The 25,025-nt window shown below is 41.0% G+C and carries 25 protein-coding genes; 12 read left to right on the top strand and 13 right to left on the bottom strand.

Features of this window, described 5'->3' with window-relative positions:
• Window positions 1–58: 58 nt before the first annotated feature.
• The 4 genes from dcd to ybeY all read right to left on the bottom strand — a co-directional run bounded on the left by dcd (window position 59) and on the right by ybeY (window position 3,725).
• A complete protein-coding gene (gene dcd, locus AACL23_RS04070; RefSeq protein ID WP_012737783.1) occupies window positions 59–640 on the bottom strand; it encodes a dCTP deaminase in 582 nt (193 codons plus the stop codon).
• Window positions 637–2,226, bottom strand: a complete 1,590-nt coding sequence (lnt, locus tag AACL23_RS04065) for an apolipoprotein N-acyltransferase (protein ID WP_339050290.1) — start codon at window positions 2,224–2,226, stop codon at window positions 637–639. Before lnt ends, dcd begins: the two co-directional genes overlap by 4 nt.
• A gap of 89 nt (window positions 2,227–2,315) precedes the next feature.
• The gene (gene corC / locus AACL23_RS04060) at window positions 2,316–3,197 is read right to left on the bottom strand and encodes a CNNM family magnesium/cobalt transport protein CorC (protein WP_012737786.1); all 882 of its coding nucleotides are present in this window, start codon (window positions 3,195–3,197) and stop codon (window positions 2,316–2,318) included.
• Window positions 3,198–3,269: 72 nt separating this feature from the next.
• Complete coding sequence (gene ybeY / locus AACL23_RS04055) at window positions 3,270–3,725, bottom strand: rRNA maturation RNase YbeY (protein ID WP_100095934.1); 456 nt, start codon at window positions 3,723–3,725, stop codon at window positions 3,270–3,272.
• A gap of 228 nt (window positions 3,726–3,953) precedes the next feature.
• Here ybeY and rfaD point away from each other — a divergent pair, with 228 nt between their 5' ends.
• The 5 genes from rfaD to sodA all read left to right on the top strand — a co-directional run bounded on the left by rfaD (window position 3,954) and on the right by sodA (window position 9,867).
• Window positions 3,954–4,883, top strand: a complete 930-nt coding sequence (gene rfaD / locus AACL23_RS04050; RefSeq protein ID WP_339050287.1) for an ADP-glyceromanno-heptose 6-epimerase — start codon at window positions 3,954–3,956, stop codon at window positions 4,881–4,883.
• Between the two features lie 31 nt (window positions 4,884–4,914).
• Complete coding sequence (pgi, locus tag AACL23_RS04045) at window positions 4,915–6,561, top strand: glucose-6-phosphate isomerase (RefSeq protein ID WP_339050285.1); 1,647 nt, start codon at window positions 4,915–4,917, stop codon at window positions 6,559–6,561.
• Between the two features lie 141 nt (window positions 6,562–6,702).
• Complete coding sequence (locus AACL23_RS04040) at window positions 6,703–7,944, top strand: MFS transporter (protein WP_171967561.1); 1,242 nt, start codon at window positions 6,703–6,705, stop codon at window positions 7,942–7,944.
• Window positions 7,945–7,990: 46 nt separating this feature from the next.
• A complete protein-coding gene (locus AACL23_RS04035; RefSeq protein WP_339050282.1) occupies window positions 7,991–9,241 on the top strand; it encodes an MFS transporter in 1,251 nt (416 codons plus the stop codon).
• Window positions 9,238–9,867 (top strand): superoxide dismutase [Mn], encoded by a 630-nt coding sequence (sodA, locus tag AACL23_RS04030; protein ID WP_012737792.1) that lies wholly within the window; start codon window positions 9,238–9,240, stop codon window positions 9,865–9,867. Before AACL23_RS04035 ends, sodA begins: the two co-directional genes overlap by 4 nt.
• 31 nt (window positions 9,868–9,898) lie before the next feature.
• Here the strand turns inward: sodA and tpiA are convergent, their stop codons facing one another.
• Window positions 9,899–10,666 (bottom strand): triose-phosphate isomerase, encoded by a 768-nt coding sequence (tpiA, locus tag AACL23_RS04025; protein ID WP_100095938.1) that lies wholly within the window; start codon window positions 10,664–10,666, stop codon window positions 9,899–9,901.
• A 79-nt stretch (window positions 10,667–10,745) separates the two neighbouring features.
• Window positions 10,746–11,492 (bottom strand): ferredoxin--NADP(+) reductase, encoded by a 747-nt coding sequence (gene fpr, locus AACL23_RS04020; RefSeq protein WP_012737794.1) that lies wholly within the window; start codon window positions 11,490–11,492, stop codon window positions 10,746–10,748.
• A 50-nt stretch (window positions 11,493–11,542) separates the two neighbouring features.
• On the opposite strand from fpr, the gene AACL23_RS04015 reads away from it, so the two are divergent.
• The gene (locus AACL23_RS04015; RefSeq protein WP_407079031.1) at window positions 11,543–11,758 is read left to right on the top strand and encodes a SlyX family protein; all 216 of its coding nucleotides are present in this window, start codon (window positions 11,543–11,545) and stop codon (window positions 11,756–11,758) included.
• A gap of 7 nt (window positions 11,759–11,765) precedes the next feature.
• Here the strand turns inward: AACL23_RS04015 and typA are convergent, their stop codons facing one another.
• The 3 genes from typA to rdgC all read right to left on the bottom strand — a co-directional run bounded on the left by typA (window position 11,766) and on the right by rdgC (window position 15,173).
• Window positions 11,766–13,589 (bottom strand): ribosome-dependent GTPase TypA, encoded by a 1,824-nt coding sequence (gene typA, locus AACL23_RS04010; protein WP_012737796.1) that lies wholly within the window; start codon window positions 13,587–13,589, stop codon window positions 11,766–11,768.
• A 364-nt stretch (window positions 13,590–13,953) separates the two neighbouring features.
• Window positions 13,954–14,268 (bottom strand): BolA/IbaG family iron-sulfur metabolism protein, encoded by a 315-nt coding sequence (locus AACL23_RS04005; protein WP_339050278.1) that lies wholly within the window; start codon window positions 14,266–14,268, stop codon window positions 13,954–13,956.
• Window positions 14,265–15,173, bottom strand: coding sequence for a recombination-associated protein RdgC (gene rdgC, locus AACL23_RS04000; RefSeq protein ID WP_100095940.1), 909 nt, complete (start codon window positions 15,171–15,173; stop codon window positions 14,265–14,267). The genes AACL23_RS04005 and rdgC overlap by 4 nt, the downstream gene beginning before the upstream one ends.
• Window positions 15,174–15,360: 187 nt before the next feature.
• On the opposite strand from rdgC, the gene sufA reads away from it, so the two are divergent.
• The 6 genes from sufA (at window position 15,361) to sufE (ending at window position 21,127) form a co-directional block, all read left to right on the top strand.
• A complete protein-coding gene (sufA, locus tag AACL23_RS03995; protein ID WP_012737799.1) occupies window positions 15,361–15,732 on the top strand; it encodes a Fe-S cluster assembly scaffold SufA in 372 nt (123 codons plus the stop codon).
• A gap of 50 nt (window positions 15,733–15,782) precedes the next feature.
• Complete coding sequence (gene sufB, locus AACL23_RS03990) at window positions 15,783–17,285, top strand: Fe-S cluster assembly protein SufB (RefSeq protein WP_339051577.1); 1,503 nt, start codon at window positions 15,783–15,785, stop codon at window positions 17,283–17,285.
• A gap of 102 nt (window positions 17,286–17,387) precedes the next feature.
• Window positions 17,388–18,128 (top strand): Fe-S cluster assembly ATPase SufC, encoded by a 741-nt coding sequence (gene sufC, locus AACL23_RS03985; RefSeq protein WP_012737801.1) that lies wholly within the window; start codon window positions 17,388–17,390, stop codon window positions 18,126–18,128.
• Window positions 18,109–19,407, top strand: coding sequence for a Fe-S cluster assembly protein SufD (gene sufD / locus AACL23_RS03980; RefSeq protein WP_339050273.1), 1,299 nt, complete (start codon window positions 18,109–18,111; stop codon window positions 19,405–19,407). Before sufC ends, sufD begins: the two co-directional genes overlap by 20 nt.
• Complete coding sequence (gene sufS / locus AACL23_RS03975) at window positions 19,404–20,663, top strand: cysteine desulfurase SufS (protein WP_012737803.1); 1,260 nt, start codon at window positions 19,404–19,406, stop codon at window positions 20,661–20,663. The genes sufD and sufS overlap by 4 nt, the downstream gene beginning before the upstream one ends.
• Before the next feature lie 35 nt (window positions 20,664–20,698).
• Window positions 20,699–21,127 (top strand): cysteine desulfuration protein SufE, encoded by a 429-nt coding sequence (gene sufE, locus AACL23_RS03970; protein WP_012737804.1) that lies wholly within the window; start codon window positions 20,699–20,701, stop codon window positions 21,125–21,127.
• On the opposite strand, the gene cyoE is transcribed toward sufE, so the two are convergent.
• From cyoE to cyoB, 4 genes are all read right to left on the bottom strand, one after another.
• A complete protein-coding gene (cyoE, locus tag AACL23_RS03965) occupies window positions 21,124–21,996 on the bottom strand; it encodes a heme o synthase (protein ID WP_100095944.1) in 873 nt (290 codons plus the stop codon). The two genes, sufE and cyoE, sit on opposite strands and share 4 nt — an antisense overlap.
• Window positions 21,997–22,009: 13 nt before the next feature.
• On the bottom strand, window positions 22,010–22,342 hold the full coding sequence (locus AACL23_RS03960; protein ID WP_407079240.1) for a cytochrome o ubiquinol oxidase subunit IV: 333 nt from the start codon (window positions 22,340–22,342) through the stop codon (window positions 22,010–22,012).
• 66 nt (window positions 22,343–22,408) lie between these two features.
• Window positions 22,409–23,023 carry a cytochrome o ubiquinol oxidase subunit III gene (locus tag AACL23_RS03955; protein WP_012737808.1) on the bottom strand — a complete coding sequence of 205 codons (615 nt, stop codon included), beginning with the start codon at window positions 23,021–23,023 and terminating at the stop codon, window positions 22,409–22,411.
• 7 nt (window positions 23,024–23,030) lie between these two features.
• Entirely contained in the window at window positions 23,031–25,022 is a 1,992-nt protein-coding gene (gene cyoB / locus AACL23_RS03950; protein WP_339050270.1) for a cytochrome o ubiquinol oxidase subunit I, read from the bottom strand.
• Window positions 25,023–25,025 lie beyond the last annotated feature (3 nt).

Genomic DNA, 25,025 nt, shown 5'->3' with positions numbered 1-25,025 from the left:
AAAGCGTCATCGAAAATATAAATGTTTTGTACTCTATTTTTATTGCCTTACGCTTTCGTCAGTCTTTGTCAATCCGACTGGCTACTGCTCCTTTCTGGTTGTGATATTTTGCATCTTGACGCTGATGATAAGGGCGTTTTGCTTGACCAGAAAGCAGTTCAAAACTCAGGGCCCCAATGAGCATCCCCGGGCGAAGCCCCAGTGGTAATTTTCCTGAATTATAAAATTCCAGCACAATTTGCCCGCGCCATCCTGGATCAATCCGGTGAGCGGTGACATGAACCATTAAACCGAGACGGGCTAAAGAAGAACGACCATCCAGCCAGCCTACTAAATCGTCCGGTATGGTAACGGATTCTAAAGTAACAGCAAGAGCCAGCTCCCCTGGATGCAGGAAAAAACATTCCTTTTCTTTGAGAACAATTTTGTCGCTCATGATTTGATCCAGTGCATGATTAATCTCCTCTTTTGGGGCGCTGAGATCGATGAAAGGCGCCTTGTGGCCCACAAAAACCCGAAATTCGTGCCCTAGACGTATGTCAACAGTTGCCCCGTTGATATGTTTTGCAGGAGGACGAGGTGTAATCGTTAATTTTTTTTCATCCAGCCAACGTTCTATATCATGATCACAAAGTCTCATTGTTCGCGTTTTCCTTTTTTATTGAGCCCAAAACTCGTATGTAAACTGCAATAAAGTGCGATACCCCCCATAATCAGGGCCATGCTCCATAACGGCCACATCCCCAAACGGGCATAAGGGGTGATTCCAGACGTGGGTATCAGTGTTGCCTTCAATACTTGACGAGTAAATTGAGGCAACTGTGCCAATACATTACCCCTGGGACCAATGAGGGCGGTAACCCCCGTGTTGGTGACGCGCAGCAGAGGACGACCCAATTCCAACGCTCTCATTCGAGCCATTTGAAAATGTTGCCAAGGCCCAATCGAGTGACCAAACCAGGCATCATTCGAAATGGTTAATAAAAAATCAGCATTGGGTTGAAAATTATCTCTTATTTGTTGCCCTAAGATAATTTCATAACAAATCGCAGTAATAACATTGAGTCCTTTGACGTTTAAAGGCGCTTGCTCATAGCGACCTGAACTAAAAGAAGACATGGGTCGATTAAAAAAAGGTATGAAGCGATGCAATATATTTTCGAGCGGAATAAATTCCCCAAACGGAACGAGATGATGTTTTTCATAGCTGTTCATTGCTGGATATTCATAGGGTTTTTTCTCTCCAATAACAATCACTTTATTAAAAAGGAGATCATGAATAGGAGCAGCTGAAGATTTTTGTTCCCCCAATATACCCGTAATCAAACTGGCATGGTGATTTCTAAGCAACTCATCCATTTCTTTTAAGAATGTTTTTTGATTTTTTTCGATGTCGGGAATGGCAGATTCAGGCCAAATAATGATGGTCGCTTTATCGATGTCAGGTAAGGTTTCATTTTTATATATTTGCAAAATATCGTTGACTGAATTGATGTCCATTTTAATGGCTTGATCAATATTTCCTTGTACTAAAGCAACCTGGACTGCTTTTTTAGGCTCGGGTGTAAACCAGTCGAGATAACGCAAAGGCCAGGGCAGAAATAAGAAAGCCAACGCAAGTAGCAAGGCGATTTTCAATCTTTGATGCCAAGCATAGGTCAACAGGCCAGTGACGATCATAAGGATGAAAGTGATGCCTTCTACACCTAAGATCGGGGCAATACCTTGAAGTGGGCCTTGAATTTGAGTGTAACCAAATTGTAGCCAGGGAAAACCGGTGAAGATCGATCCGCGTAGATATTCTGTGATTTGCCAGAGGACTGGAGCCGCCAGAGTGAAACGCCACCAAGTGGTTTGAGGACATAAAGCCCCGAGTAGGCATGAAAATAAAAGAACATAAAGAGACAAATAAGCCACCAGTAACAGAACAATAAACAAGCTGATGGGGGCAGACATACCGCCAAATTCAAAAATACTGACATAAACCCAACTGATCCCACTCCCAAAAAGACCAAGCCCCCAACAAAAACCAATGAGTGCCGACTGTTTGATTGAGCGATTGAGTGTCAGGCTTAGTAAGCCAAACAAAGAGAGAATTGCCGCTGGCCAAAAATGAAAGGGAGAAAACGAGAAGGTGCCAGCGATCCCAAATAGTAAAGCAAAAAACACGCATGCCCAGCGAGATGTTAATAATGTCGTAGAAAAAAAAGATCGAACTTGAGACATAAAATGGGGTTTCTCTGACAATTGCTTAACCCTGGTTAGGTGAATGATTTTTTATGACGCCTTGATTTTTAAATTAAAAAAAGATCACGTTAAAGTGCGGCCAAATTTGGTTTTTGAACATTATCCGAAATTTTAACATTCAATTGAATAATACGTCTGTTATCTGCTTTAACAACTTTAAATAAATAGCCTTCTATCATTATTGTTTCACCTCGAGAGGGTAGATGACCAAATGCCTGCATGATCAATCCACCCATAGTGTCCACTTCATCGTCATTAAAATGAGTACCGAATACAGCATTAAAATCTTTTATTTCAGTTAACGCTCTTAGCGTGTAAGTATGCTGACTTAACTGGCGTATATCAGAATCTTCAGTATCATCATATTCATCTTCAATTTCCCCAACAATCAGCTCTAAAATATCCTCTATGGTGACCAGGCCAGAAATAGAGCCAAATTCATCAATGACAATGGCGATATGATAGCGGCGTAGTTGAAACTCTTTGAGCATTTTATCAACAGGCTTGCTTTCAGGCACAACCACTGCATTGCGTAATACAAGATCAATAGAAAAAGGCTGAGAGTCTTCTAACATAAATGGCAGGAGATCTTTTGCCATTAAGATGCCTTCAATGTGATCTTTATCTTCGCTGATGACAGGAAAACGCGAATGGGCTGATTCAATGATGACATCAAGACATTGATCAAGCGTCTGGTTACGCTTTAATGTCACCATTTGAGAACGGGGGATCATAATGTCACGGACACGTTGTTCGGAAATATCCATCACGCCTTCCAACATGTTGCGTGTGTCAGGATCAATCAGATCGTTTTGTTCAGAATCTCTGATTAATTCGACTAAATCATCCTTATTTTTAGGTTCATCATGAAATAGTTGACTAAAAAAAGAAGTAAAAAATCCTTTTTTCGAAGGGCTGTTAGCATCGTTTTCTAAATTATCATCGCTCATAGCGTTTTAATTAATTTGACTCCTGAATGAAAGAAATGAGATTGAAGCTTATGCTGATATTGTAAACATATTTTAATCATAAGGGTTTGGATATCCCAAATACATCATGATTTCAGTTTCTATCGATTCCATTTTTTTTGCATCATCGTTCAAAATGTGATCATACCCTAGCAGATGAAGTGCGCCATGGACAACCATATGAGCCCAATGAGCCCATAATGTTTTTTTTTGCAATACCGCTTCTTGTTCAACGATTTGACGGCAAATAATGAGATCTCCAAGGAGGGGTAGTGGTACCTGCACGGGAGAGATAAAGGGAAAAGACAAGACATTGGTCGGTTTGTCTATCTGGCGATATTGAAAATTTAATTGTCTACTTTCTATTTCATCCACCAGCCGAATAGTGACTTCGGCATTTTTTTTAAAAGGAGAAATGGCAGAGGATAACCAAAGCTGAAAATCATTTTCATTAGGCAATCCTTGGTTGTCAACGCAAGCAATTTGTAAATCAAGAATAATCTGGTTCACAGGTTTCTCAAGGAGAGGATAAAAGAATTAGATACTATAACTCAGGCTTAAGTTTAAAATTTAAGAAGGTGTCGCCCCTCATAACAATATGTTCGATTCATTATATTAATGAATGAGTTGCAATGGAAGGCAATAAAATAAAGACATTTGTAATCTTTCATAAAATAAAAAAGTAAAATGTTATGATCTTGGTTAACATTGAAAAATAAACGAAGGGGAAAAAATAGCATGATTATTGTCACAGGTGGTGCAGGGTTTATCGGGAGCAATATCGTTCGCGCACTCAATAAAATAGGGTATCAGGATATCCTTGTTGTGGATAATCTCGAAAAGGGTGCTAAATTTGTTAATTTGGTTGATTTAAAAATCGCAGATTACAGAGATAAAGATGATTTTATTACTTCTGTAAGGGCAAAAGAGGTTTTAGGAAATATTGAGGCTATTTTTCATTTAGGGGCCTGCTCATCTACGATGGAATGGGATGGCCAGTTTATGATGAAAAATAACTATGAATATTCAAAAACATTGTTGCATTTTTGTTTAAAAGCCTGCATTCCTTTCTTATATGCCTCTTCCGCGGCGGTTTACGGTGGAAGAACAGATTGTTTTATAGAAGAGCCTCAATATGAAAAACCTTTAAATATCTATGGCTATTCTAAATTTTTGTTTGATCAATATGTGCGAAAAATCTGGCCTAAAGCCAGAGCACCGATCTGTGGGTTTCGTTATTTTAATGTGTATGGCCCTCGTGAGACCCATAAAGGCAGTATGGCCAGTGTCGTTTTTCATCTTGATAAACAAATAAAAGCAGGTAAACCTCCTCAATTGTTTTTGGGCAGTGAACAATTTAAACGCGATTTTATTTTTGTCGATGACGTCGCACAGATAAACCTATGGTGTTGGCAAAATCAGATTTCGGGTATTTTTAATTGCGGGACAGGGCATGCCGCATCATTTCAAACATTAGCGGATACCGTGGTGGCCTATCATAATAGCAAACCTGTGCAATATGTAGATTTTCCAGAAAATCTAAAAGGTTGCTATCAAACTTTTACACAGGCGGACGTCACAAAATTACGCACCATAGGTTACGACAAACCTTTTAAACCCCTTGATGAAGGGGTCACCCATTATCTTGATTGGTTAAATCATCAATAAACTGCTTTTTAAGGAGGTATCAGCATCACATATGAAAAAAATAAATCCTACTCAGACATCTGCCTGGAAAGCTTTGCAGCAGCACTTTAAAGAAATAGAACCCATTCATATCAAACATCTGTTTCATGCGGATCCTAAACGCTCTGAAAAATTTTCTCTCACTTTTAACGATCTCATACGGGTAGATTTTTCTAAAAATCGGCTGACTGCCCAGACAATCGAAAAGCTTCAAGCTTTAGCACAGGAAACAGACTTGGCCCTCGCGATTTGCTCCATGTTTTCTGGTGGAAAAATTAATGAAACGGAAGAACGCCCGGTGCTACATATCGCCCTGCGTAACCGCGGGAATCAGCCGATTTTGGTTGACGGTCAAGATGTGATGCCTTTGGTCAATGCCGTGCTGGAGAAAATGAGGCGATTTTGTCATCAAGTGATCAAAGGCGATTGGAAGGGTTATAGCGGTCAAACCATTACAGATGTCGTGAATATTGGGATCGGCGGTTCAGATTTGGGTCCTTATATGGCTACAGAAGCATTAAAACCCTATAAAAATCATTTGAAGATGCATTTTGTTTCTAATGTGGATGGCACAGATATCGTTGAAACACTAAAAGCGCTTAACCCTGCCAGGACGCTCTTTATCGTGGCTTCAAAAACCTTCACCACTCAAGAAACCATGACGAACGCCCAGACTGCTCGTGAGTGGTTTTTAAAAACAGCGGGTGATTCGGCCCATGTGGCCCGACATTTTGTGGCTTTATCCACCAATATTAAAGAAGTGACTAATTTTGGTATCGATCCTGAAAATAGTTTTGAATTTTGGGACTGGGTAGGAGGGCGTTATTCTCTTTGGTCGGCGATTGGCTTACCTATTGCTCTGTCTATTGGTTTTGATAATTTTGAAAAACTGCTAGAAGGTGCTTATGAGATGGATCAGCATTTTTTGAAAACGGATTTTACTCACAATATTCCTGTGATATTAGCGCTAATTGGCATTTGGTATAGCCATTTTTTTGGCGCTGAAACTGAAGCGGTTCTACCCTATGATCAGTATTTGCATCGGTTTCCTGCTTATCTTCAGCAAGCCAGTATGGAATCGAATGGAAAATGGGTGGATCGTGATGGAAAACCAGTGGGCTATCAAACAGGGTCGATTCTTTGGGGAGAGCCGGGTACCAATGGTCAACACGCGTTTTATCAACTTATTCATCAGGGCACAAAGATCATTCCCTGTGATTTTATTGCGCCTGTCATCAGCCATAATGCAATAGGCGATCATCATCATAAATTATTGGCGAATTTTTTTGCTCAAACCCAAGCGCTGGCATTCGGTAAAACAGAGCAAGAAGTTCAGAAGGAATTAATGGCTGAAGGGGTTTGTTCAGAAAAAGCGACATATTTGGCACCTTTTAAAGCGTTTTCTGGTAATCGCCCGACGAACTCTATTTTATTAAAACAAATCACGCCTTTGAGTTTAGGTGCTTTAATTGCGTTATATGAACACAAAATTTTTACGCAGGGCGTGATTTTAAATATTTTTTCTTTTGATCAATGGGGTGTAGAGCTGGGTAAAAAATTAGCTTCTGGGATTTTATCTGAGCTAGAAGGACCTGAAAAAGTGTCTTGCCATGATAGTTCAACGAATTCTTTAATCAATTGTTTTAAAAAATGGCATTAAATGTGACACCTTTTGCAAAACCCACTGCGCGGACTGTGACTTAATCATGCGTTAGCTGGCATCTTAAATGACAACCCTTATTACGGTTTTGAAAAAGGTCTATTTCAGTAACGTATTTAATTTAAGTGAGCCATTACCTATATGAAAAATTCATTTTCTGTCAAAACAACCTTAGGTTCAAGATCCTTGTTATTTCCGCTCTCGTTGGTCTTATTCGAATTTGCTACTTATATCGCCAACGATATGATCCAACCTGGAATGTTAATGGTCGTCTCTGATTTTAAAGTCGGGGTCGAGTGGGTGCCCACTTCTATGACAGCTTATTTGGCAGGCGCTGTATTATTTCAATTGTTAATAGGCCCTTTATCAGACCGCCGGGGAAGGCGCCCTGTCATGTTATTTGGAATCGGATTTTTTGTGGTCACCTGTTTAGCCATTTTATGGGCAAGCAATATCGAGCAATTTATTGCCATGCGTTTTTTACAAGGCATTGGATTGTGTTTTATCGGTGCGGTAGGCTACGCCACTATTCAAGAAGCTTTTGAAGAAAGCATGTGCGTCAAAATCATTGCACTGATGGCGAATGTTGCTTTAGTTGCGCCTTTACTGGGCCCTTTGGCAGGAGCGGCTTTGATTCACGTGGCGCCTTGGGAAGTGATGTTTGTCTTTTTTGCTGTATTAGGTACGATCTCTTTTGTTGGTTTATGGCGAGCTATGCCAGAAACCGCGACTTTAAAGGGAGAAAAATTGTCCTTTTCGGTGCTTAAAGCCGATTACAAAAACGTGTTCTCTAATACTCGTTTTCTTTGTGGTGCCTTCGGATTAGGCTTCGCCAGTTTGCCTTTGCTCACTTGGATAGCTCAGTCTCCTGTGATTTTGATTACGTCAGAAAAACTGTCTATTTTTGATTATGGTTTATTGCAAATCCCTATTTTTGCTGCCTTGATTTCCGGTAACATCACCCTCGCAAGTTTAACCTCTAAAAAAAAACTACCACAATTAATTCAATTAGGCGCAGGGCCAATGATCATAGGTTTACTTTTGGCGGCGGTGTCTACCTTATATTCCTCTCACGCCTACTTTTGGATGGTCGCTGGCTTAAGTATTTATGCTTTTGGTCTCGGTTTAGGTAATGCTGCGTTAATGCGTTTAACCTTGTTTTCCAGCAAGGTCAGCAAAGGGGCGGTGTCTGCGGTGGTTGGTATGATCAATATGCTGATGTTTTCTATAGGAATTGAATTTGCTCAAATTCTTTATGTACGGGGAGGTAGCGGTTTTTTTAATGTATTTAATTTGCTATGCGGATTGTCCTGGTTCCTGCTGGTATGGATTTTTTTGCGTACCAAACCTGTTGAGACTCAAAAAGACATTTCCAGCATTTAACATCGATATCATATCCCTGAACGTCATGCGTAAAAGCGCTTAATTTATGAAAAATTCATTAACACTCAAAATCACTTTAGACCGAAGAACACTGTTATTTGTAATTTCTTTGGTCTTGTTTGAGTTCGCTGTTTATATTGCGAACGATATGATCCAGGCTGGGATGTTAATGGTTGTCTCGGATTTTAAAGCTGGTTTAGAGTGGGTGCCTACTGCAATGACCTTTTATCTTGCTGGGGGAATATTATTTGAATTATTGATAGGCCCTGTATCAGATCGCCTAGGGCGAAGGCCTGTTATGCTGACAGGGGTTGTGTTTTTTGTGATCACCTGTTTGGCGATTTTATGGGCCACTAACATTGAACAATTTATGTTAATGCGTTTTCTGCAAGGTATAGGAATGTGTTTTATTGGCGCTGTGGGTTATGCCACGATCCAGGAAGCCTTTGAAGAACCCACGTGCGTCAAAATGATCGCACTGATGGCGAATGTGGCCTTAATTGCGCCCTTGCTTGGGCCTTTGATAGGCGTGGCTTTGATTCAAGTCGCGTCTTGGAAAATGATGTTTGTGTTTGTTGCTATATTAGGGGCTTTTTCTTTTATTGGATTATGGCGAACCATGCCAGAAACCGCGGTTTTAAAGGGAGAAAAATTGTCCTTTGCTGTGGTGGCATTCGATTATAAAACCGTGTTTTCTAACGTTCGCTTTCTATGTGGCGCTTTAGCATTAGCTTTTGCTAATTTGCCTCTACTGAGTTGGATCGCTCAATCCCCTGTGATCCTGATGAGTACAGAAAAACTCTCTACTTTTGAGTATGGTTTATTGCAAATTCCTATTTTTGGCGCCTTGATTGCAGGTAATATCACCCTGGCAAGTTTAAGCGGTAAAAAAAAGTTACCCACATTAATTCGAATGGCAGCCGCACCCATTATGGCTGGGTTATTCATCGCTTTTATCTCGACAGTTTATTTTTTTTACGCCTATCTATGGATGGTTGCCGGTTTAAGTCTGTATGCTTTTGGTGTTGATTTGTGCAACGCCGCTTTAATGCGTTTAACCTTATTTTCAAGCGATGTGAGTAAAGGAACGGTTTCTGCGGTGATTACCATGATCGATATGCTGATATTTTTTCTTGGGGTAGAATTGTCTAAAATTCTTTATTTTTGGAAAGGCGTAGGTCTTTTAAACTTTTTTAATTTAATATGTGGATTTTGTTGGTTGATATCAGTATGGTTTTTTATTCGTCGTATGCCTACTGAAAAAAATATGCCTATTTCTTCGGAGAAATCATCATGAGTTATTCATTACCCTCTTTACCTTACGCATATGATGCGCTCGAACCGCATTTTGATGCAAAAACGATGGAGATTCACCATACTAAACATCATCAAGCGTATGTGACCAATGCCAATAGCGTCTTATCAAGCTATCCTGAGCTGACAAAATTGAGTGTGGAATCATTGATTCAGGATTTAAATTGCGTGCCTTCTGAAAAACGGGTTTTTATGCGTAATAATGCAGGGGGACATGCGAATCATGGTTTTTTTTGGACAGGTTTAAAGATAGGGACGGTATTACAAGGCAAACTCAAGATAGCCATAGAAAAAGATTTTGGGAGTGTCGATGCGTTCAAAACGCAGTTTGAACAGGCCGCTGCCACCCGTTTTGGTTCAGGCTGGGCTTGGTTGGTTTTAAAAAATACAGGCAAGCTGGCGGTGGTGTCCACTGCGAATCAAGACAATCCCTTAATGGGAGATGCGGTTTGCGGCGCCTCAGGCGTTCCGATCATGGGTTTGGATGTCTGGGAACACGCCTATTATTTAAAATACCAAAACCGTCGCCCGGATTATATCAAGGCGTTTTGGCAGGTGGTCAATTGGGATGAAGCAGAAAAACGCTTTATGAAGGTTTCCAAGGCATAAATATAAAAATTTTATAGGCTTTAAACCGAAATCAAAACGTTTTTGCAGCCACGGCGGACTGAGCAATTTTTAAAAAATCATTCACTTTTAATGACGCACCACCAACCAATGCTCCATCAATGTCTTTTTCAGCAAAAAATTCATCGGCGTTAGAGGCGTTTACGGAACCCCCATATTGAATAATCACTGTTTCGGCGATCTCATCTTTTCCTTTGGAGACATGCTGGCGAATAAACGCATGAACTTTTTGGGCCTCAGATGCCGTGGCCGCTTTTCCTGTGCCTATTGCCCAAATGGGCTCATAAGCAATTACTGAGTTTTTAAAGGCGTCTGGCCCACATTTTGCTAATATGGCATCAAGCTGTTTTGCGCAGATTGTTTGGGTCAATCCCTGTGCATTTTCAGTTTCAGATTCGCCAATACAGAGCACCGGTATCAAACCCGTTTCTTTCAATAAGGCGAATTTTTTTGCGATCCCTTCATTCGTTTCCTGGTGGTAACTCCGGCGTTCGGAATGCCCAATGATGACGTATTTTGCCCCGACCTCTTTGAGCATCTGAGGAGAGAGTTCACCAGTGAAAGCGCCCCCGGTATTAAAATCGACATTTTGAGCGGCCAAAGAAATACGATCATTCTTAAGCTGTTTTTTGGCTTCATGTAAGTAAACCGCAGGTGGCGCAATCGCAATGTCACACATTTTTAACGCGTCTATTTGATCGCTTAAGCTTGTGATGAATTCAGCCAACATAGAAAGGCTGCCGTTTAATTTCCAATTTCCCATAATTAAAGAACGACGCATATTTTTCTCCATTAAATAAAAATCAATGAATTAAGATGAATCTCTTTCATTGACTGATCGAAAATAAATAGAATAAAAATTACCAATATTGTTCACTACTCATATGCCCTGGTTTTTTTCTGAAATGCTTCCGCATTTGGCGATGTTCTTCTAAGGTTTTAAAGGTATCTTTGACCATTTGTGGATTACCGCACAACATCACATGACTGCTTTGAGCTTCAATTTTTTGGTTTACTGAGGCTTCAAGCGTGCCTTTTTCAATCAACTCAGGAATTCGACCCATCAATGAATGCGATGTTTTTTCTCTGCTCACCACGGTTTGGATAGATAATCGGCCTTGATAACGCTTTTCTAATTTTTTCATTAAAGGCAGGTAACTCAGATCAGACGCAAATCTGACCGCATGGACCAATATCATGCGCTCAAAACGTTCTACATCTTTCCCCTCTTGCAGTATAGACAGATAAGGCCCTATGCCAGTCCCTGTCGCAAGCATCCATAACGTTTTGCAGACTGGCACTTCCGATAAAATAAAAAACCCCTGGGCTTTTGAAGCCACTATAATATCCTCGCCAATACAGAGCCGGTGTAAAGGGATGCTGAGTTTTCCTCCAGGTACAGTGACCAAATAAATTTCCAGCCGATGATCACTGGGCGCATTCACGTAAGAGTAGGCTCTTTGAACTCGCGTTCCATCGATCTCTAATGCTAATTTCGTATACTGACCTGCAATAAAGGGATCGATAGGCGCCTCAATTTGAATGCTAAATAAACTGTCCGTCCAAGGTTTGATATCTGTAATTTTGCCATTAACCCATTGAGACATTATTTTTCCCACTACTATTAATGATTGTTTGTATGAAAAAAGGAATGACTATGACTGATGCGCTCACACAACGCCTTGAAATATTAGAAAGTCGTTTGGCTTTTCAAGATGCTGCTATTGAAGATCTCAATAAAGCGATGGTGGAATATCAAATTAAAATCATTCAGTTACAAGAACACCTTAGGGTACTCAACGAAAAACTGACATCAGCTCGTTTATCTCATCTGGCGCCCTTATCCGAGGAAGACCCACCGCCTCATTATTGAAGATGTTTTATTTTGTTCGATTCGCGCGTTTGCGATCATTTTCAGTGAGATAACGTTTACGGATGCGAATCGATTGGGGAGTAATTTCAACTAACTCATCATCATCAATAAACTCTAGGGCTTGTTCTAGAGACATTTTGACAGGGGGAACCAAAGTGGTCGCTTCATCTGTACCTGAAGCCCGCATATTGGTTAATTTTTTACCCGTCAAACAATTGACAGTGAGATCGTTTGAACGGGTGTGAATGCCAATGATTTGCCCTTCATACACTTCAGCTCCGTGGCCCAAAAATAATTTTCCACGATCTTGCAAACTGAATAACGCGAAAGCGACCGCTTTACCTTGTCCATTCGAAATCAGTACACCGTTTTGACGCTGACCAATGTCACCAGAACGCACGAGGTCGTAATGGCTAAACGTAGAATAAAGTAAACCCGTCCCTGAGGTCATGGTCATAAACTCTGTTCGAAAACCAATTAAGCCACGGCTCGGAATGACGTAATCCAGACGAATTCGGCCTTTTCCATCAGGGATCATGTTTTTAACATCCCCTTTGCGTTCCCCCATCGCCTGCATCACAGAACCTTGATGTTGTTCTTCAATATCGAGGGTGACGTTTTCGAAAGGTTCTTGATCCTGGCCATCCACTTTTCTATTAATGACTTTAGGACGAGAAACCGCCAGTTCAAATCCTTCTCGGCGCATGTTTTCAATTAACACAGATAAATGAAGTTCGCCTCGCCCTGAAACACGGAAGGCATCGGAATCTTCCGTTTCTTCAACACGTAAAGCCACGTTATGGATTAATTCTTTTTTAAGACGCTCAAGAATTTGACGAGAAGTGACATATTTGCCTTCTTTACCGCAGAAAGGGGAGGTGTTGACACAGAAATACATGCTCACTGTAGGTTCATCAACGGAAAGAGCGGGCAGAGATTCAATGTGATTGATGTCACATAGTGTGTCAGAAATATTCAGATCACCTAAACCGGTGATCGCGATGATATCGCCTGCTTCTGCCAGCGGGATTTCAATCCGCTCTAACCCCATGTGGCCAAATACTTTACTGACTTTCGCATTTCGAGTTTTCCCTTGACTGTCGATGATCACAATCGATTGATTGGGTTTTACTGTACCCCGTTTAATACGACCAATCCCGATGACGCCCACATAATTGTTGTAGTCTAATTGAGAAATTTGCATTTGAAATGGGCCATCAAGCTCAACTTCTGGTGCCGGCACATGATCGATAATCGCTTGATATAACGGGGTCATATCTTTGGCCATATCATTGTAATCGGTTCCTGCTGTGCCCAATAATGCAGAGGTATAAATAACGGGAAAATCAAGCTGTTCATCTGTCGCATCGAGATTAACAAAAAGGTCAAAAACCTGATCGACCACCCAATCAGGACGCGCACCAGGACGATCAATTTTATTAATCACGACAATTGGCTGTAAGCCATGAGCAAAAGCTTTTTTAGTAACAAATCGGGTTTGAGGCATTGGCCCATCTTGGGCATCGACGACTAACAGAACAGAATCCACCATGGAAAGAACACGTTCTACCTCCCCCCCAAAATCCGCATGACCCGGCGTATCCACGATATTAATACGATATTCATTCCATTTAATGGCGGTATTTTTTGCGAGTATAGTAATGCCGCGTTCTTTTTCTAAATCATTAGAATCCATGACACGTTCTGTTGTTTCAGCACGTTCTCCGAAGGTGCCAGATTGCTCTAATAACTTGTCAACCAAGGTTGTTTTACCATGGTCAACGTGGGCAATAATCGCTATATTGCGTAGGTTCTTTTTATTTGAAGACATGAAAAATAGATTACCTTTATATAAGATTTAAATCTGTACCAAAAGATAGAGATTGATAAAATCTGATGGTGGATTTGATATCCTCCACGCCTTAATCAACGAGGATTTTTGCGCGTTCAGACAGAAAATGTGAGGCGTTTTTTACGCTACTGAAAGACAGCGATTATGCCCCCGTCACACGCTATTACCTGAATCATTTTAACACAATCGAGAAAGAAAACCGCGTCTTATCTGTCTCGTCCTTAGGCAGGATTTTGACGCGAATCAGATCAAAAAAGAGCTTACTATGATTGAACTTAATTATCATCTTTCTGATTTTCTGACCTGGAGCAGTTAATGAAAACATAAGCAGCTCGTTCAGTGTTCACTTATCCTTTCTACTCACACAAGGAGGAGAAATCGGCTCAACCTGTAAGGCCTCTTCCCATTCTTTTAGTGTATAAAGATGTAACGCAAGAGCATGGACACCACCATGATTGAATTCTTCCTCTAATGTATTGTAAACCATACGATGGCGCTCTAATGCTTTGAGCCCAGAAAATTGATGGCTGACCATCACAATTTTGAAATGACTCTCAGAACCCGTCGGAGCACGATGGCGATGACTTTCATTAATAACATCAAGATAAACTGGCTTAAATGCCTCATCAAGTTTTTGTTTAATGTGATCTTGAATCATTCTGGATACCTACTGAAAGCGCTCATCATATTTTTAATTAATTCGGTTAATTCGTAAGTCATTAAAACAAAATCAGCATCAAAACACTGAGCAACCTCTTTTTTATTAATGTGTGAGTTTTTTTCACGTAATACTTCTAAAAATTTGACACGTTTTAAAGAAAGATCTTGATTTAATATCAGCTGAATACTTTCTTGCCATTCAAGCGCTAATCGGGTCACTTTTTTGCCAGACTTAATATGGAGGGCAATTTCATCACTATACAAATTTTGGTTCTTGCAACGAATGGTGCCGCCTTCGGTTAAAGTTGATTTTAATTCCGCTTCTTCCATAAGAACGAATCCAGATGGGAGGTTGTCTGAACGGATCCATTCAGTCAATATGAATTCAACAGGATGTTTAAATGTGAATGGCACAACGGCTAAAGACCCCAGGCTTTGACGTAATAATGCCAAAGCCTCTTCTGCTCTTTTAGTGCTACTGGCATCAAGTATCATCATCTGATGTATGGTATCAATCCATATCCAGGTTTTTTGAAAGCGACTAAACGCTCTGGGTAACAAATCATAAAATACGTGGTCTTTTAGTGACGCTTTTTCTGTTTTTTTAAGTTTACGTTTCTGCTGAGCCTCGAGTTTTTCAATTTGCCTTTCAAGTTCCTGTTTTATGACAGACGCCGGTAACATTTTTTCTTCTTTATGGGCACAGAGCAGAATTTGTCTATTTACTTGATAGCTGAGCGTATCTTTGTGAGAACCCATAGGGGGGATCCAGCCTAGTTTGACCTTTTCTTGAGGCCCACAAGGAATAAATGCAAAGTTTGCTAATTTTTTTTCTAACTCAGATGAATCTTTTTCTAACGGACATTGCAGCTGATACATCATTAAATTTTTAAACCAAATCATATGATTTCCTTGAGGCAACGAGTGTATTAATGGCAGAGCAAATAAAAAGCGCGATAATAACGAACTCTGCCTCAAATAGCCTGTACAATCTTTATATAAGATTTAAAATACAGTCCTTTAAAGAGGGAAAACAAAGCAAGAGGGAAAAGACTCAAAAGGTCTGTTCAAAATAGAAAAGGTAAATTGTATGCAACAAAATAAATTAGACATATTTGAAACAGCTCATCATCAATGGAGTGGTGTGACCATGACGGCCAGAGCTGCGGCACAAATTATCAAATTGATGAAAAAAAATGAAAAAATTAAAGGCTTGAAATTAAGCGTCAAACCCTCTGGTTGCGCAGGTTTTGCTTATGTGATGAATATGGTTGAGTCTACTGCAAACGACGATCTGTTATTTGAACAAAAAGAAGCCAAACTTTATGTGCCTTTAAAGGCCATGCCTTTTGTTGATGGCACTGAAATGGATTACGTCAGTGAAGGATTAAATCAAATGTTTAAATTTAATAATCCAAGAGCACAGCATGCTTGCGGGTGTGGTGAGAGTTTTGGTGTTTAGATTCTGTAGATGCGATGACGTACGTAATTGATGCGATATAAAAAAAGATGATGGATAAAAAGAAAATAGATACTAAAGAAGCGTCGCCTATCTGGGACAATGAGAGTCGATATAAAGAAGGTTTTTTTACTCAGCTAAAAACAGACGAGCTGGAAAAGGGGTTGAATGAGGATGTGGTCCGGGCGATTTCGGCCAAACGTCGCGAACCACAGTGGATGTTGGATTTTAGATTAGATGCTTATGATGGATGGCTGAAAATGTCTGAACCTCATTGGCTTAGAGGAGATTATGATCCTCTTGATTATCAGAATTACAGTTATTATTCTGCCCCATCGTGTCCGAGCTGTGATGATGATCAATCTCATACTTATTCATCTTCTTCAACTGATCACCCCAGCCATGCTGGCAAAAATGCCTATCTTAATTCAGAAGTAGAATCTGCTTTTGCTCAATTAGGCGTGCCAGTAAGAGAAGGAGCAGAAGTGGCGGTCGATGCCATTTTTGATTCTGTCTCTGTCGCGACGACCTATCGTGAAAAGCTCGCGAAACAAGGCATTATTTTTTGCTCTTTAGGCGAAGCGATTCAAGAATATCCTCAATTGGTTCGTCAATATCTGGGGTCGGTGGTGCCGGCAAAAGACAATTTTTTTGCCGCATTAAACGCCGCTGTTGCATCAGATGGCACTTTTGTATATGTGCCGAAAGGCGTACGTTGTCCCATGGAATTATCGACTTATTTTCGGATTAATGCGGCCAAAACAGGTCAGTTTGAACGGACCATCATTATTGCCGATGAAGGCAGCTATGTGAGCTATATTGAAGGTTGTTCCGCACCTGTGAGAGAGGCCTACCAATTACATGCTGCAGTGGTAGAAGTTATTTTGCATAAAAATGCCGAGGTCAAATATTCTACCGTGCAAAATTGGTTTGCGGGCTCAGAAACGACAGGAGGTATTTTAAATTTCGTGACAAAAAGAGCTCTTTGTAAAGGAGCGGGTTCAAAAATGTCCTGGACCCAATCAGAAACAGGTTCGGCCATTACCTGGAAATATCCCAGTGTGATTTTGCAAGGAGATCATTCTATTGGAGAGTTTTTTTCTGTGGCGTTAACTAATGGAAAACAACAGGCTGATACAGGCACTAAAATGATCCACATTGGGAAAAACACGAAATCAACTATTATTTCCAAGGGTATTTCTGCAGGACACAGTCAAAACACGTATCGTGGATTGGTCAAAATATTACCAGGCGCACATAATGCGCGTAATTTTACTCAATGTGATTCTATGCTGATAGGATCTGATTCAGCAGCCAATACTTTCCCCTACGTAGAAGTTAAAAACAACTCAGCTCAATTAGAACATGAAGCGACCACCTCCAGGATTGGTGACGATCAATTGTTTTATTGCCTGCAAAGAGGGATCTCGCAAGACGATGCCATTTCTATGATGGTCAATGGGTTCTGCAAAGATGTGTTTTCAGAATTACCGTTGGAATTTGCCGTAGAAGCGCAAAAATTGTTGGCCATCAACTTAGAACATAGCGTAGGTTAAATTTCTATCGAGAGATTTTTTTAATCACCCTAACGCAGAGTGTTCATCCCACCGTAGATTTTGCAGGAAGTCTAATATGGTTCCTGTTACAAAGGAAAAGATATGTTAAGTATCAATAATCTCAACGTCAGTGTGGAAGAAACACCTATTCTCAAAGGTCTTGATTTAACGATCAAATCAGGGGAAGTCCACGCTATCATGGGTCCGAATGGATCAGGCAAAAGCACCTTGTCTTCCACTTTAGCAGGAAGAGAAGAATATCAAGTGACTCAAGGTGAGGTATTGTTTAAAGGCAAGAATTTATTGGAATTAGATCCCTCTGAACGCGCGGGCGAAGGGGTGTTTCTTGCTTTTCAATATCCAGTCGAAATTCCTGGTGTGAGTAATCGATTTTTTTTACAAACCGCAGTGAACGCAGTGAGAAAATATCGGCAACAGGCGCCTTTAGATCGCTTTGATTTTACAGATTTTATTGAAGAAAAAATGGCTTTACTAAAAATGCCAGCAGATTTATTGACTCGTTCTGTGAATGTGGGGTTTTCTGGCGGTGAAAAAAAACGCAATGATATTTTACAAATGGCGGCATTAGAGCCAGCGCTTTGTATTTTGGATGAAACGGACTCTGGATTGGATATTGATGCCTTAAAAATTGTGGCTCAAGGAGTCAATTCACTGCGTAATGAAAAACGTGCGTTTATTATTGTGACGCACTATCAGCGCATTCTGGAATATATCAAGCCTGATTTCGTTCACGTACTACATGAAGGGCGTATGATTAAGTCTGGTGATTTCACCTTGGTAAAAGAATTGGAGGAACGAGGTTATGGCTGGCTTACCGACTAGGGTGAAGAGGGAACTGCCAGAAAAACCGGATGTGTCCAAAAATCCGTTTTCCCAATTGTTTGAGCAAAAAACAACGGCGCCTTCGCATCATAAAGAAGCTCATTGGCAGGCATTATTAAAACTCGGTTTTCCTCATGCTAAACACGAAGATTGGAGATATACCTCTCTGAATCGCCTACTGGATCACACCTTTACCTTAGAAAAAAAATCGACTGTCACTCCTGAAAAATGTGGCGATTTGGCACTTTTTATGGTTGGGCAATCTCATAAACTGGTTTTTATTGATGGTCATTTTATCGCTTCTCTAAGTGAGATAGATGAGATCCCATACGAACTTTTAAAAAGAAAACAGGCCGTCCCTGCTCCTGTTAAGCCTGAATTTTTTTTACATCTCACAGAAAGTTTGTCAGTAGAAAACCTCGTGATTCGTTTAGCAGCGGGTCAAAAAAGCAAAAAACCGCTTTATTTATTGCATATCAGTTCTGGTCAAGAGACGAGCCAGTTAAAGATGGCACATTATCGTCATCATCTTTTACTGGAGCCCGGATCAGAGGCAGAAGTGGTCGAACATTTTGTGAGTTTAAATACTCAGAGGCACTTTACAGGGGCTCGTTTGACGGCCTCAATAGGAGAAGAGGCGAGACTGCATCATTATAAACTCGCGTTTGAGAACAATCAAAGTGATCATTTTGCTCATAATGACTTTGTATTGGCTTCTCGAGCGAGTGTCCATAGTGACCACTTTTTGTTAGGCGCTGCCCTAACTCGTCATCATACCAGCGTTCAGCTCAATGGAGAGGGTGCCAGTGCCTCCATCAACAGCTTGCTTCTCCCGAAGGAGATGGAATTGTTCGATAGCCGAACTCATGTTGAGCATAATCAGATAGGTTGCCAAAGCAGGCAGTTACACAAAACCATGGTATCGAAGCAGGGTACAGCGGTTTTTAATGGCATGATTAAGGTGGCGCCTAAAGCGATACAAACCGATGCGCATATGATCAATAACAATCTGTTACTGAATGCATCTGCTCAAGTCAATACAAAGCCTCAACTTGAAATTGATGCAGATGATGTCAAATGTAGCCATGGGGCTACCGTGGGCTGTATCGATAATCAGCAAATGTTTTATCTACAATCGAGGGGGATCACTCATTCTCAGGCACGAAAAATGATCTTATTTGCTTTTGCATCTGAACTGACGGAAGGCATCAAACTTGACCTGGTGCGTGAATCGGTTTTATCACGGTTTTCAGAGCGTTTATCAGAGGAGTTGTCATGAATTTTTTCGAATCCTCTCTGGCTATTTCTTCTTGTTTTTCTATTCAAAAAGTGCGCGAAGATTTTCCCATATTAGCTGAAAAAATCCATGAAAAACCTCTCATTTACCTTGACAGCGCATCAAGCGCTCAAAAACCACAATCGGTTATCAATAGCGAATTAACGTTTTATTCTAAAAAGTATGCCGCGGTGCACAGAGGGGTGCACACCTTAAGTGCTCAGGCAACGCAAGATATGGAGCAAGTTCGGGTGAAAGTCGCTGATTTTATCCAAGCCCAATCTCCAAAAGAAATTGTGTTTGTCAAAGGCACCACAGAAGCCATCAATCTGGTCGCAAACAGTTATGGACGGCATTTTTTTCACCCAGGTGAGAATATCATCCTCACTGAGATGGAACATCATGCCAATATTGTCCCTTGGCAGATGCTGGCACGAGAGCGAGGTCTCAACATAAAAGTATGGAAATTAACCCATGAGGGTGAACTGGATATCGATCAATTATCAGAATTAATAGATAACAAAACCCGTTTATTGGCTATCACACAGGTTTCCAATGTATTAGGGACAGTCAACCCCATCAAAAAAATTGTGGCGAGGGCGAAAGAAAGTGGACTATTAGTTCTGGTGGATGGTGCCCAGGCGGTGATGCATCAATCCGTGAACGTACAGGATCTCGATTGTGATTTTTATGCATTTTCAGGGCATAAATTATATGGGCCTTCTGGAATAGGTATTTTATATGCAAAAAAAGCGCTATTGGATGTGATGCCCCCTTGGGAAGGGGGAGGATCCATGATCGAAAAAGTCAGTTTGACAGAAGATACGACCTTCACAAAAGCCCCTTGGCGTTTTGAAGCAGGTTCCCCAAATACGGCGGGCATCGTGGGCTTGGGAGCCGCGATTGAATATGTGACCCATTTAGGATTAACAGACATTGCAAAATACGAAAAATCCTTGATGAAATACAGCCTGGCTGCATTATCGACATGTAAAACAGTGAAACTATACGGCTCTCAAAAAACACGAACAGGAGTGATAGCTTTTAATCTAGGAAAACATCACGCCTATGATGTTGGGTGTTTTTTAGATCAATATGGGATTGCTATCCGAACAGGACATCATTGCGCGATGCCTTTGATGTCGTTTTATCAAGTGCCCAGTATGTGTCGTATTTCGTTAGCGATGTACAATACTCTGGAAGAAATTGATTTTTTTATCGAAAAATTACAGCATATTGAAAATATACTCAGCAGCTGAGCAATGGCTTTTTTAATCCGTCAGGAAAGATTGTGATGGCTATTTTCCCCAATCAACAAAAATTGATGAAAAATTTTTCTCGTTGCCAAAACTGGGAAGAAAAGTATCTTTATATGATGGAGTTAGGTGCGATGCTGACACCTTTAACCGAAGAGCAGCGCCAACCCAAAAATTTGATCGCAGGTTGTCAAAGTCAAGTTTGGATTGTGATGAAACAAGACAGTGAGGGCAAGATTTTGTTTTTTGGGGACAGCGATGCCGCTATTGTGAAAGGTTTGATCGCAATGGTGTTTATTTTATGTCAAAACCTGTCTCTAGATGAGATCATCAAATTGGATGCGCATTCTTTTTTTACTGATCTTGCATTGACTCAGCATTTAACCCCTTCACGTTCTGAAGGATTATCCGCCATGGTGGAAGCCATTCGAGCAAAAGCAGCTCTGATAAGCACGATCATAGTTTAGTCCCCGATCATTTTTGATATCAAAAAATCAAGAGACATCATCATACTCAGCGAGCTGATGATAACGATCGAAAAAATAAAAATGCTTTTTGCCCATTGACTGTCATTGCTGGCTTTATAACCCTTGAATGCCATGATAAGCCACATACCGTTTAGGACGACGGAGGTCAGCATAAATAAATAGCCTGTATAACCCATTAATGTCAGCATGAGGGTAGCTATCATAAAGGAAAAAATATAGAAAATGATGTGATTTTTTGTAATGAATATCCCTTTCACAACGGGTAAAACAGGAATGTTTGCCGCCTGATAATCCTTAAAACGAAAGATACCTATCGCGTAAGAATGCGGCATTTGCCATAAAGCGAAGAGCAATAGCAGGATAAAAGCCCCCATATCAAATTCAGCCGTCACAGTACAATAACCAATGACAGGAGGCGCTGCGCCCGATAAACTGCCTATCAGAGTGCCATAAACGCTGTGCCGCTTCATGTAAAGACTATAAACAAACACATAGATCACAAAGCCCATCGCGGCCAATAACACCGTTAACCTATTAGTGGTCATGTAAAGTAAAAAAAGACCTGATAAACCGAGCACTGATGCATAAATCAGGCTTATTTCAGGAGACATCAGCCCTTTCACCAAAACGCGATTTTTGGTTCTCTCCATGATTTTATCGATGTCACGATCAATGTAATTATTGAAGACACAACCAGAGGCAATCACACAGGAAACCCCAAAAAGACTACCTAAAAAAAGAGGCCAATTGATGGCCCCTTTTGCCGCGACAAAAAATCCCCCTATGAAAGAAATGAGATTCCCAAAAATAATGCCTGGCTTAGTGATGTTGATATATGGCTTTATCATTAAATCAGGCTCTTTACTGGATCATCATGTTGATATTGAGGTGATGCATAATCCAAAGTGACCCAACGAGGACAATAGCGATAATAATGACAGTAAATATAAAGGCGACAAGATTCCAACGTTCTTCTGAAGCGCCATTCATGTGCAAAAAATAAACTAGATGTACAATAATTTGTACTACTGCCGTTGCAATCACTGTGGCTAATATAACGGTACGAGAAGCAGACTGATCCATCACCATCATAAACGGAATCACAGTCAACATAACCGATAAAATAAAACCGATAACATATGATTTCAGACTACCCTGATGAGCGCCCCCTCTTTCTGCAGAAAGATGATCAATCGTTTTTTCAGGTTTCTTTATTGCATGAGCGTGATTTTGATTAGGATCAGTTTTTAAATGATTCATCTACATAGCTCCTAATAGATAAACGATCGTAAATACACAAATCCAGATCACATCTAAAAAATGCCAGAAAAGGCTCAGACACATTAATCGAGTCTGATTTATCGGATTTAAACCTCGTTGTGAGATCTGAACCATCATCACGACAATCCAGATCAACCCTAAAGCCACGTGAAGACCGTGTGTTCCTACTAATGCAAAGAAACTGGATAAAAAAGCACTGCGATCAGGGCCGGCCCCTTCCCCTATTAACTCATGAAATTCAAAAATTTCCATGCCCACAAAACTGAGTCCCAACAAAAAGGTCAATCCCAACCAAATATTGACTGATTTTTTTTGGCCTTGATTCATAGCCAGTATGGCAAAACCGTAAGTCATACTACTGAATAACAAAAGGAAAGTTTCCACTAAAACAAAGGGTAAATTAAAAATATCCTTTCCCATCGGGCCACCAGCGGTACCATTGACCAATACGACATAGGTGGCAAAGAGGGCAGCGAATAAAATACAGTCGCTCATTAAATAGATCCAAAAACCAAAGATTTTGGTAGACCCATTTTCATGATGTTCATCGTGCTTTTGAGTGCTCATGGTTTCTTGACTGACGTTATTAATCATAAAAGATTCAGTTGACCTGATTCAGACCCGCTTTACTCAGATATTCATTATGTTCATTTTCAATACGCTCAATGTCTGAAATGGGCACGTAATAATCCACATCTTGGTCGAAACTTTTTGCAATCCAGGTGGCGCCCATCCCTATCACCCCCACTATCGCCAGCCACCAGATATGCCAAATCATGGCAAAACCAAAAATGACACTAAAAGCGGCAATAATGATCCCTGTTGCACTATTTTTAGGCATATGTATTTCTGCATATTTTTCTGGACGTGGATAAGCTTCTCCCTTCTCTTTCATGTCAAAAAACGCATCACGACTTTTGATTTCTGGCACCACCGCAAAATTGTAAAAAGCCGCAGGAGAGGAGGTCGCCCATTCCAGGGTACGTCCTCCCCACGGATCTCCTGTTAAATCCCGATTTTTTTCACGATCACGGATACTGACGACAATTTGGATCAACTGGCAGAGAATACCAAAGGCAATCAGAACAGCACCTCCTGCGGCTACCATCAACAGAGGATGAAATTGGGGATTAATATTTTGGCTCAGACGACGGGTCATCCCCATCAAGCCCAACACGTATAGGGGCATAAAGGCGACGAAGAAACCGATCAGCCAAAACCAAAATGCCCTGATGCCCCATTTTTCATTTAAGGTAAATCCAAACGCCTTGGGAAACCAATACGTGAGGCCGGCAAAACAGCCAAATACCACGCCTCCAATAATCACATTATGAAAGTGCGCAATCAAAAAGAGGCTATTGTGCAACACAAAATTCGCTGCCGGCACCGCCAGTAATACCCCAGTCATTCCGCCCACAGAAAAAGTGACGATAAAACCCAGGGTCCATAACATCGCTGAGTTAAAATGAATACGTCCTTGGTACATAGTAAAGAGCCAATTGAAAATTTTCACCCCGGTAGGGATAGAAATAATCATGGTCGCAATCCCGAAGAAGGCGTTGACATTCGCCCCAGAGCCCATGGTAAAAAAATGGTGGAGCCAAACAATAAAGGCTAAAAAAGTAATGACAATCGTTGCCCACACCAGGGAGGTATACCCGAATAACCGTTTCCTTGAAAAGGTGGCCGTGACTTCAGAAAAAATACCAAACACAGGCAGCACGAGGATATACACTTCAGGGTGACCCCAGGCCCAGACTAAATTGATGTACATCATCATGTTACCGCCCAGTTCATTTGTAAAGAAATGGGTGCCCAGGTAGCGATCTAGTGTCAGTAAGGCGATGGTGACAGTTAAAATAGGGAAGGCAATAATGATCAAGATGTTTGAGCAGAATGAAGTCCAGGTAAAGACAGGCATTTTCATCATTGACATGCCAGGTGCTCGCATTTTCAGGATGGTCGTAAAAAGATTAATGCCCGTAAGCAAAGTCCCCATCCCAGAAATCTGCAAGCTCCATATCCAATAGTCTACCCCCACGTCAGGGCTGTATTCTTTACCGGATAAAGGCGGATAAGCCAGCCAGCCTGTTTGAGCAAACTCGCCGATGCCTAAAGACAGGTTAATTAAAACCACTCCCGCCACAAAAAGCCAAAAACTTAGAGAATTGAGGAAGGGGAAAGCCATGTCTCGGGCGCCGATCTGTAAGGGCACCACCAAATTCATTAAACCAATCACTAAAGGCATCGCCACAAAAAAAATCATGATCACGCCATGAGCAGTAAAAATCTGATCATAATGATGGGCGGTCAGAAAACCTGCTTCGCCTGCAGAAGAGAGTGCCTGCTGGCTACGCATCAGAATGGCATCGGCGAATCCCCGTAACAACATGACCATGGCGACGATAATATACATGATGCCAATTTTTTTATGATCCACAGAAGTCAGCCATTCCCTCCATAACCATGTCCATCGACCAAAATAAGTGATGGCTGATAGCAGCGACAACCCTGCTAGCATAATGACGGCTAAAGTCACCATAATGATAGGTTCGTGGATAGGGATCGCGTCAAAAGTGAGTTTTCCGAGCATTTT

Origin of the sequence: Candidatus Williamhamiltonella endosymbiont of Tuberolachnus salignus (genome assembly GCF_964019775.1) — a bacterium.
In the GTDB taxonomy this organism is placed as follows: domain Bacteria; phylum Pseudomonadota; class Gammaproteobacteria; order Enterobacterales; family Enterobacteriaceae; genus Hamiltonella; species Hamiltonella defendens.
Note: the sequence above shows the minus strand (reverse complement) of the source record. Positions and strands in the feature narration are given on the sequence as shown.

Excerpts from the sequence above, each read along its gene's own strand:
- dcd (WP_012737783.1), bottom strand. The coding sequence starts at position 640 with ATGAGACTTTGTGATCATGATATAGAACGTTGGCTGGATGAAAAAAAA.
- lnt (WP_339050290.1), bottom strand. The coding sequence starts at position 2,226 with ATGTCTCAAGTTCGATCTTTTTTTTCTACGACATTATTAACATCTCGC.
- corC (WP_012737786.1), bottom strand. The coding sequence starts at position 3,197 with ATGAGCGATGATAATTTAGAAAACGATGCTAACAGCCCTTCGAAAAAA.
- rfaD (WP_339050287.1), top strand. The coding sequence starts at position 3,954 with ATGATTATTGTCACAGGTGGTGCAGGGTTTATCGGGAGCAATATCGTT.
- pgi (WP_339050285.1), top strand. The coding sequence starts at position 4,915 with ATGAAAAAAATAAATCCTACTCAGACATCTGCCTGGAAAGCTTTGCAG.
- AACL23_RS04040 (WP_171967561.1), top strand. The coding sequence starts at position 6,703 with ATGAAAAATTCATTTTCTGTCAAAACAACCTTAGGTTCAAGATCCTTG.
- AACL23_RS04035 (WP_339050282.1), top strand. The coding sequence starts at position 7,991 with ATGAAAAATTCATTAACACTCAAAATCACTTTAGACCGAAGAACACTG.
- sodA (WP_012737792.1), top strand. The coding sequence starts at position 9,238 with ATGAGTTATTCATTACCCTCTTTACCTTACGCATATGATGCGCTCGAA.
- tpiA (WP_100095938.1), bottom strand. The coding sequence starts at position 10,666 with ATGCGTCGTTCTTTAATTATGGGAAATTGGAAATTAAACGGCAGCCTT.
- fpr (WP_012737794.1), bottom strand. The coding sequence starts at position 11,492 with ATGTCTCAATGGGTTAATGGCAAAATTACAGATATCAAACCTTGGACG.
- AACL23_RS04015 (WP_407079031.1), top strand. The coding sequence starts at position 11,543 with ATGACTGATGCGCTCACACAACGCCTTGAAATATTAGAAAGTCGTTTG.
- typA (WP_012737796.1), bottom strand. The coding sequence starts at position 13,589 with ATGTCTTCAAATAAAAAGAACCTACGCAATATAGCGATTATTGCCCAC.
- AACL23_RS04005 (WP_339050278.1), bottom strand. The coding sequence starts at position 14,268 with ATGATTCAAGATCACATTAAACAAAAACTTGATGAGGCATTTAAGCCA.
- rdgC (WP_100095940.1), bottom strand. The coding sequence starts at position 15,173 with ATGATTTGGTTTAAAAATTTAATGATGTATCAGCTGCAATGTCCGTTA.
- sufA (WP_012737799.1), top strand. The coding sequence starts at position 15,361 with ATGCAACAAAATAAATTAGACATATTTGAAACAGCTCATCATCAATGG.
- sufB (WP_339051577.1), top strand. The coding sequence starts at position 15,783 with ATGGATAAAAAGAAAATAGATACTAAAGAAGCGTCGCCTATCTGGGAC.
- sufC (WP_012737801.1), top strand. The coding sequence starts at position 17,388 with ATGTTAAGTATCAATAATCTCAACGTCAGTGTGGAAGAAACACCTATT.
- sufD (WP_339050273.1), top strand. The coding sequence starts at position 18,109 with ATGGCTGGCTTACCGACTAGGGTGAAGAGGGAACTGCCAGAAAAACCG.
- sufS (WP_012737803.1), top strand. The coding sequence starts at position 19,404 with ATGAATTTTTTCGAATCCTCTCTGGCTATTTCTTCTTGTTTTTCTATT.
- sufE (WP_012737804.1), top strand. The coding sequence starts at position 20,699 with ATGGCTATTTTCCCCAATCAACAAAAATTGATGAAAAATTTTTCTCGT.
- cyoE (WP_100095944.1), bottom strand. The coding sequence starts at position 21,996 with ATGATAAAGCCATATATCAACATCACTAAGCCAGGCATTATTTTTGGG.
- AACL23_RS03955 (WP_012737808.1), bottom strand. The coding sequence starts at position 23,023 with ATGATTAATAACGTCAGTCAAGAAACCATGAGCACTCAAAAGCACGAT.
- cyoB (WP_339050270.1), bottom strand. The coding sequence starts at position 25,022 with ATGCTCGGAAAACTCACTTTTGACGCGATCCCTATCCACGAACCTATC.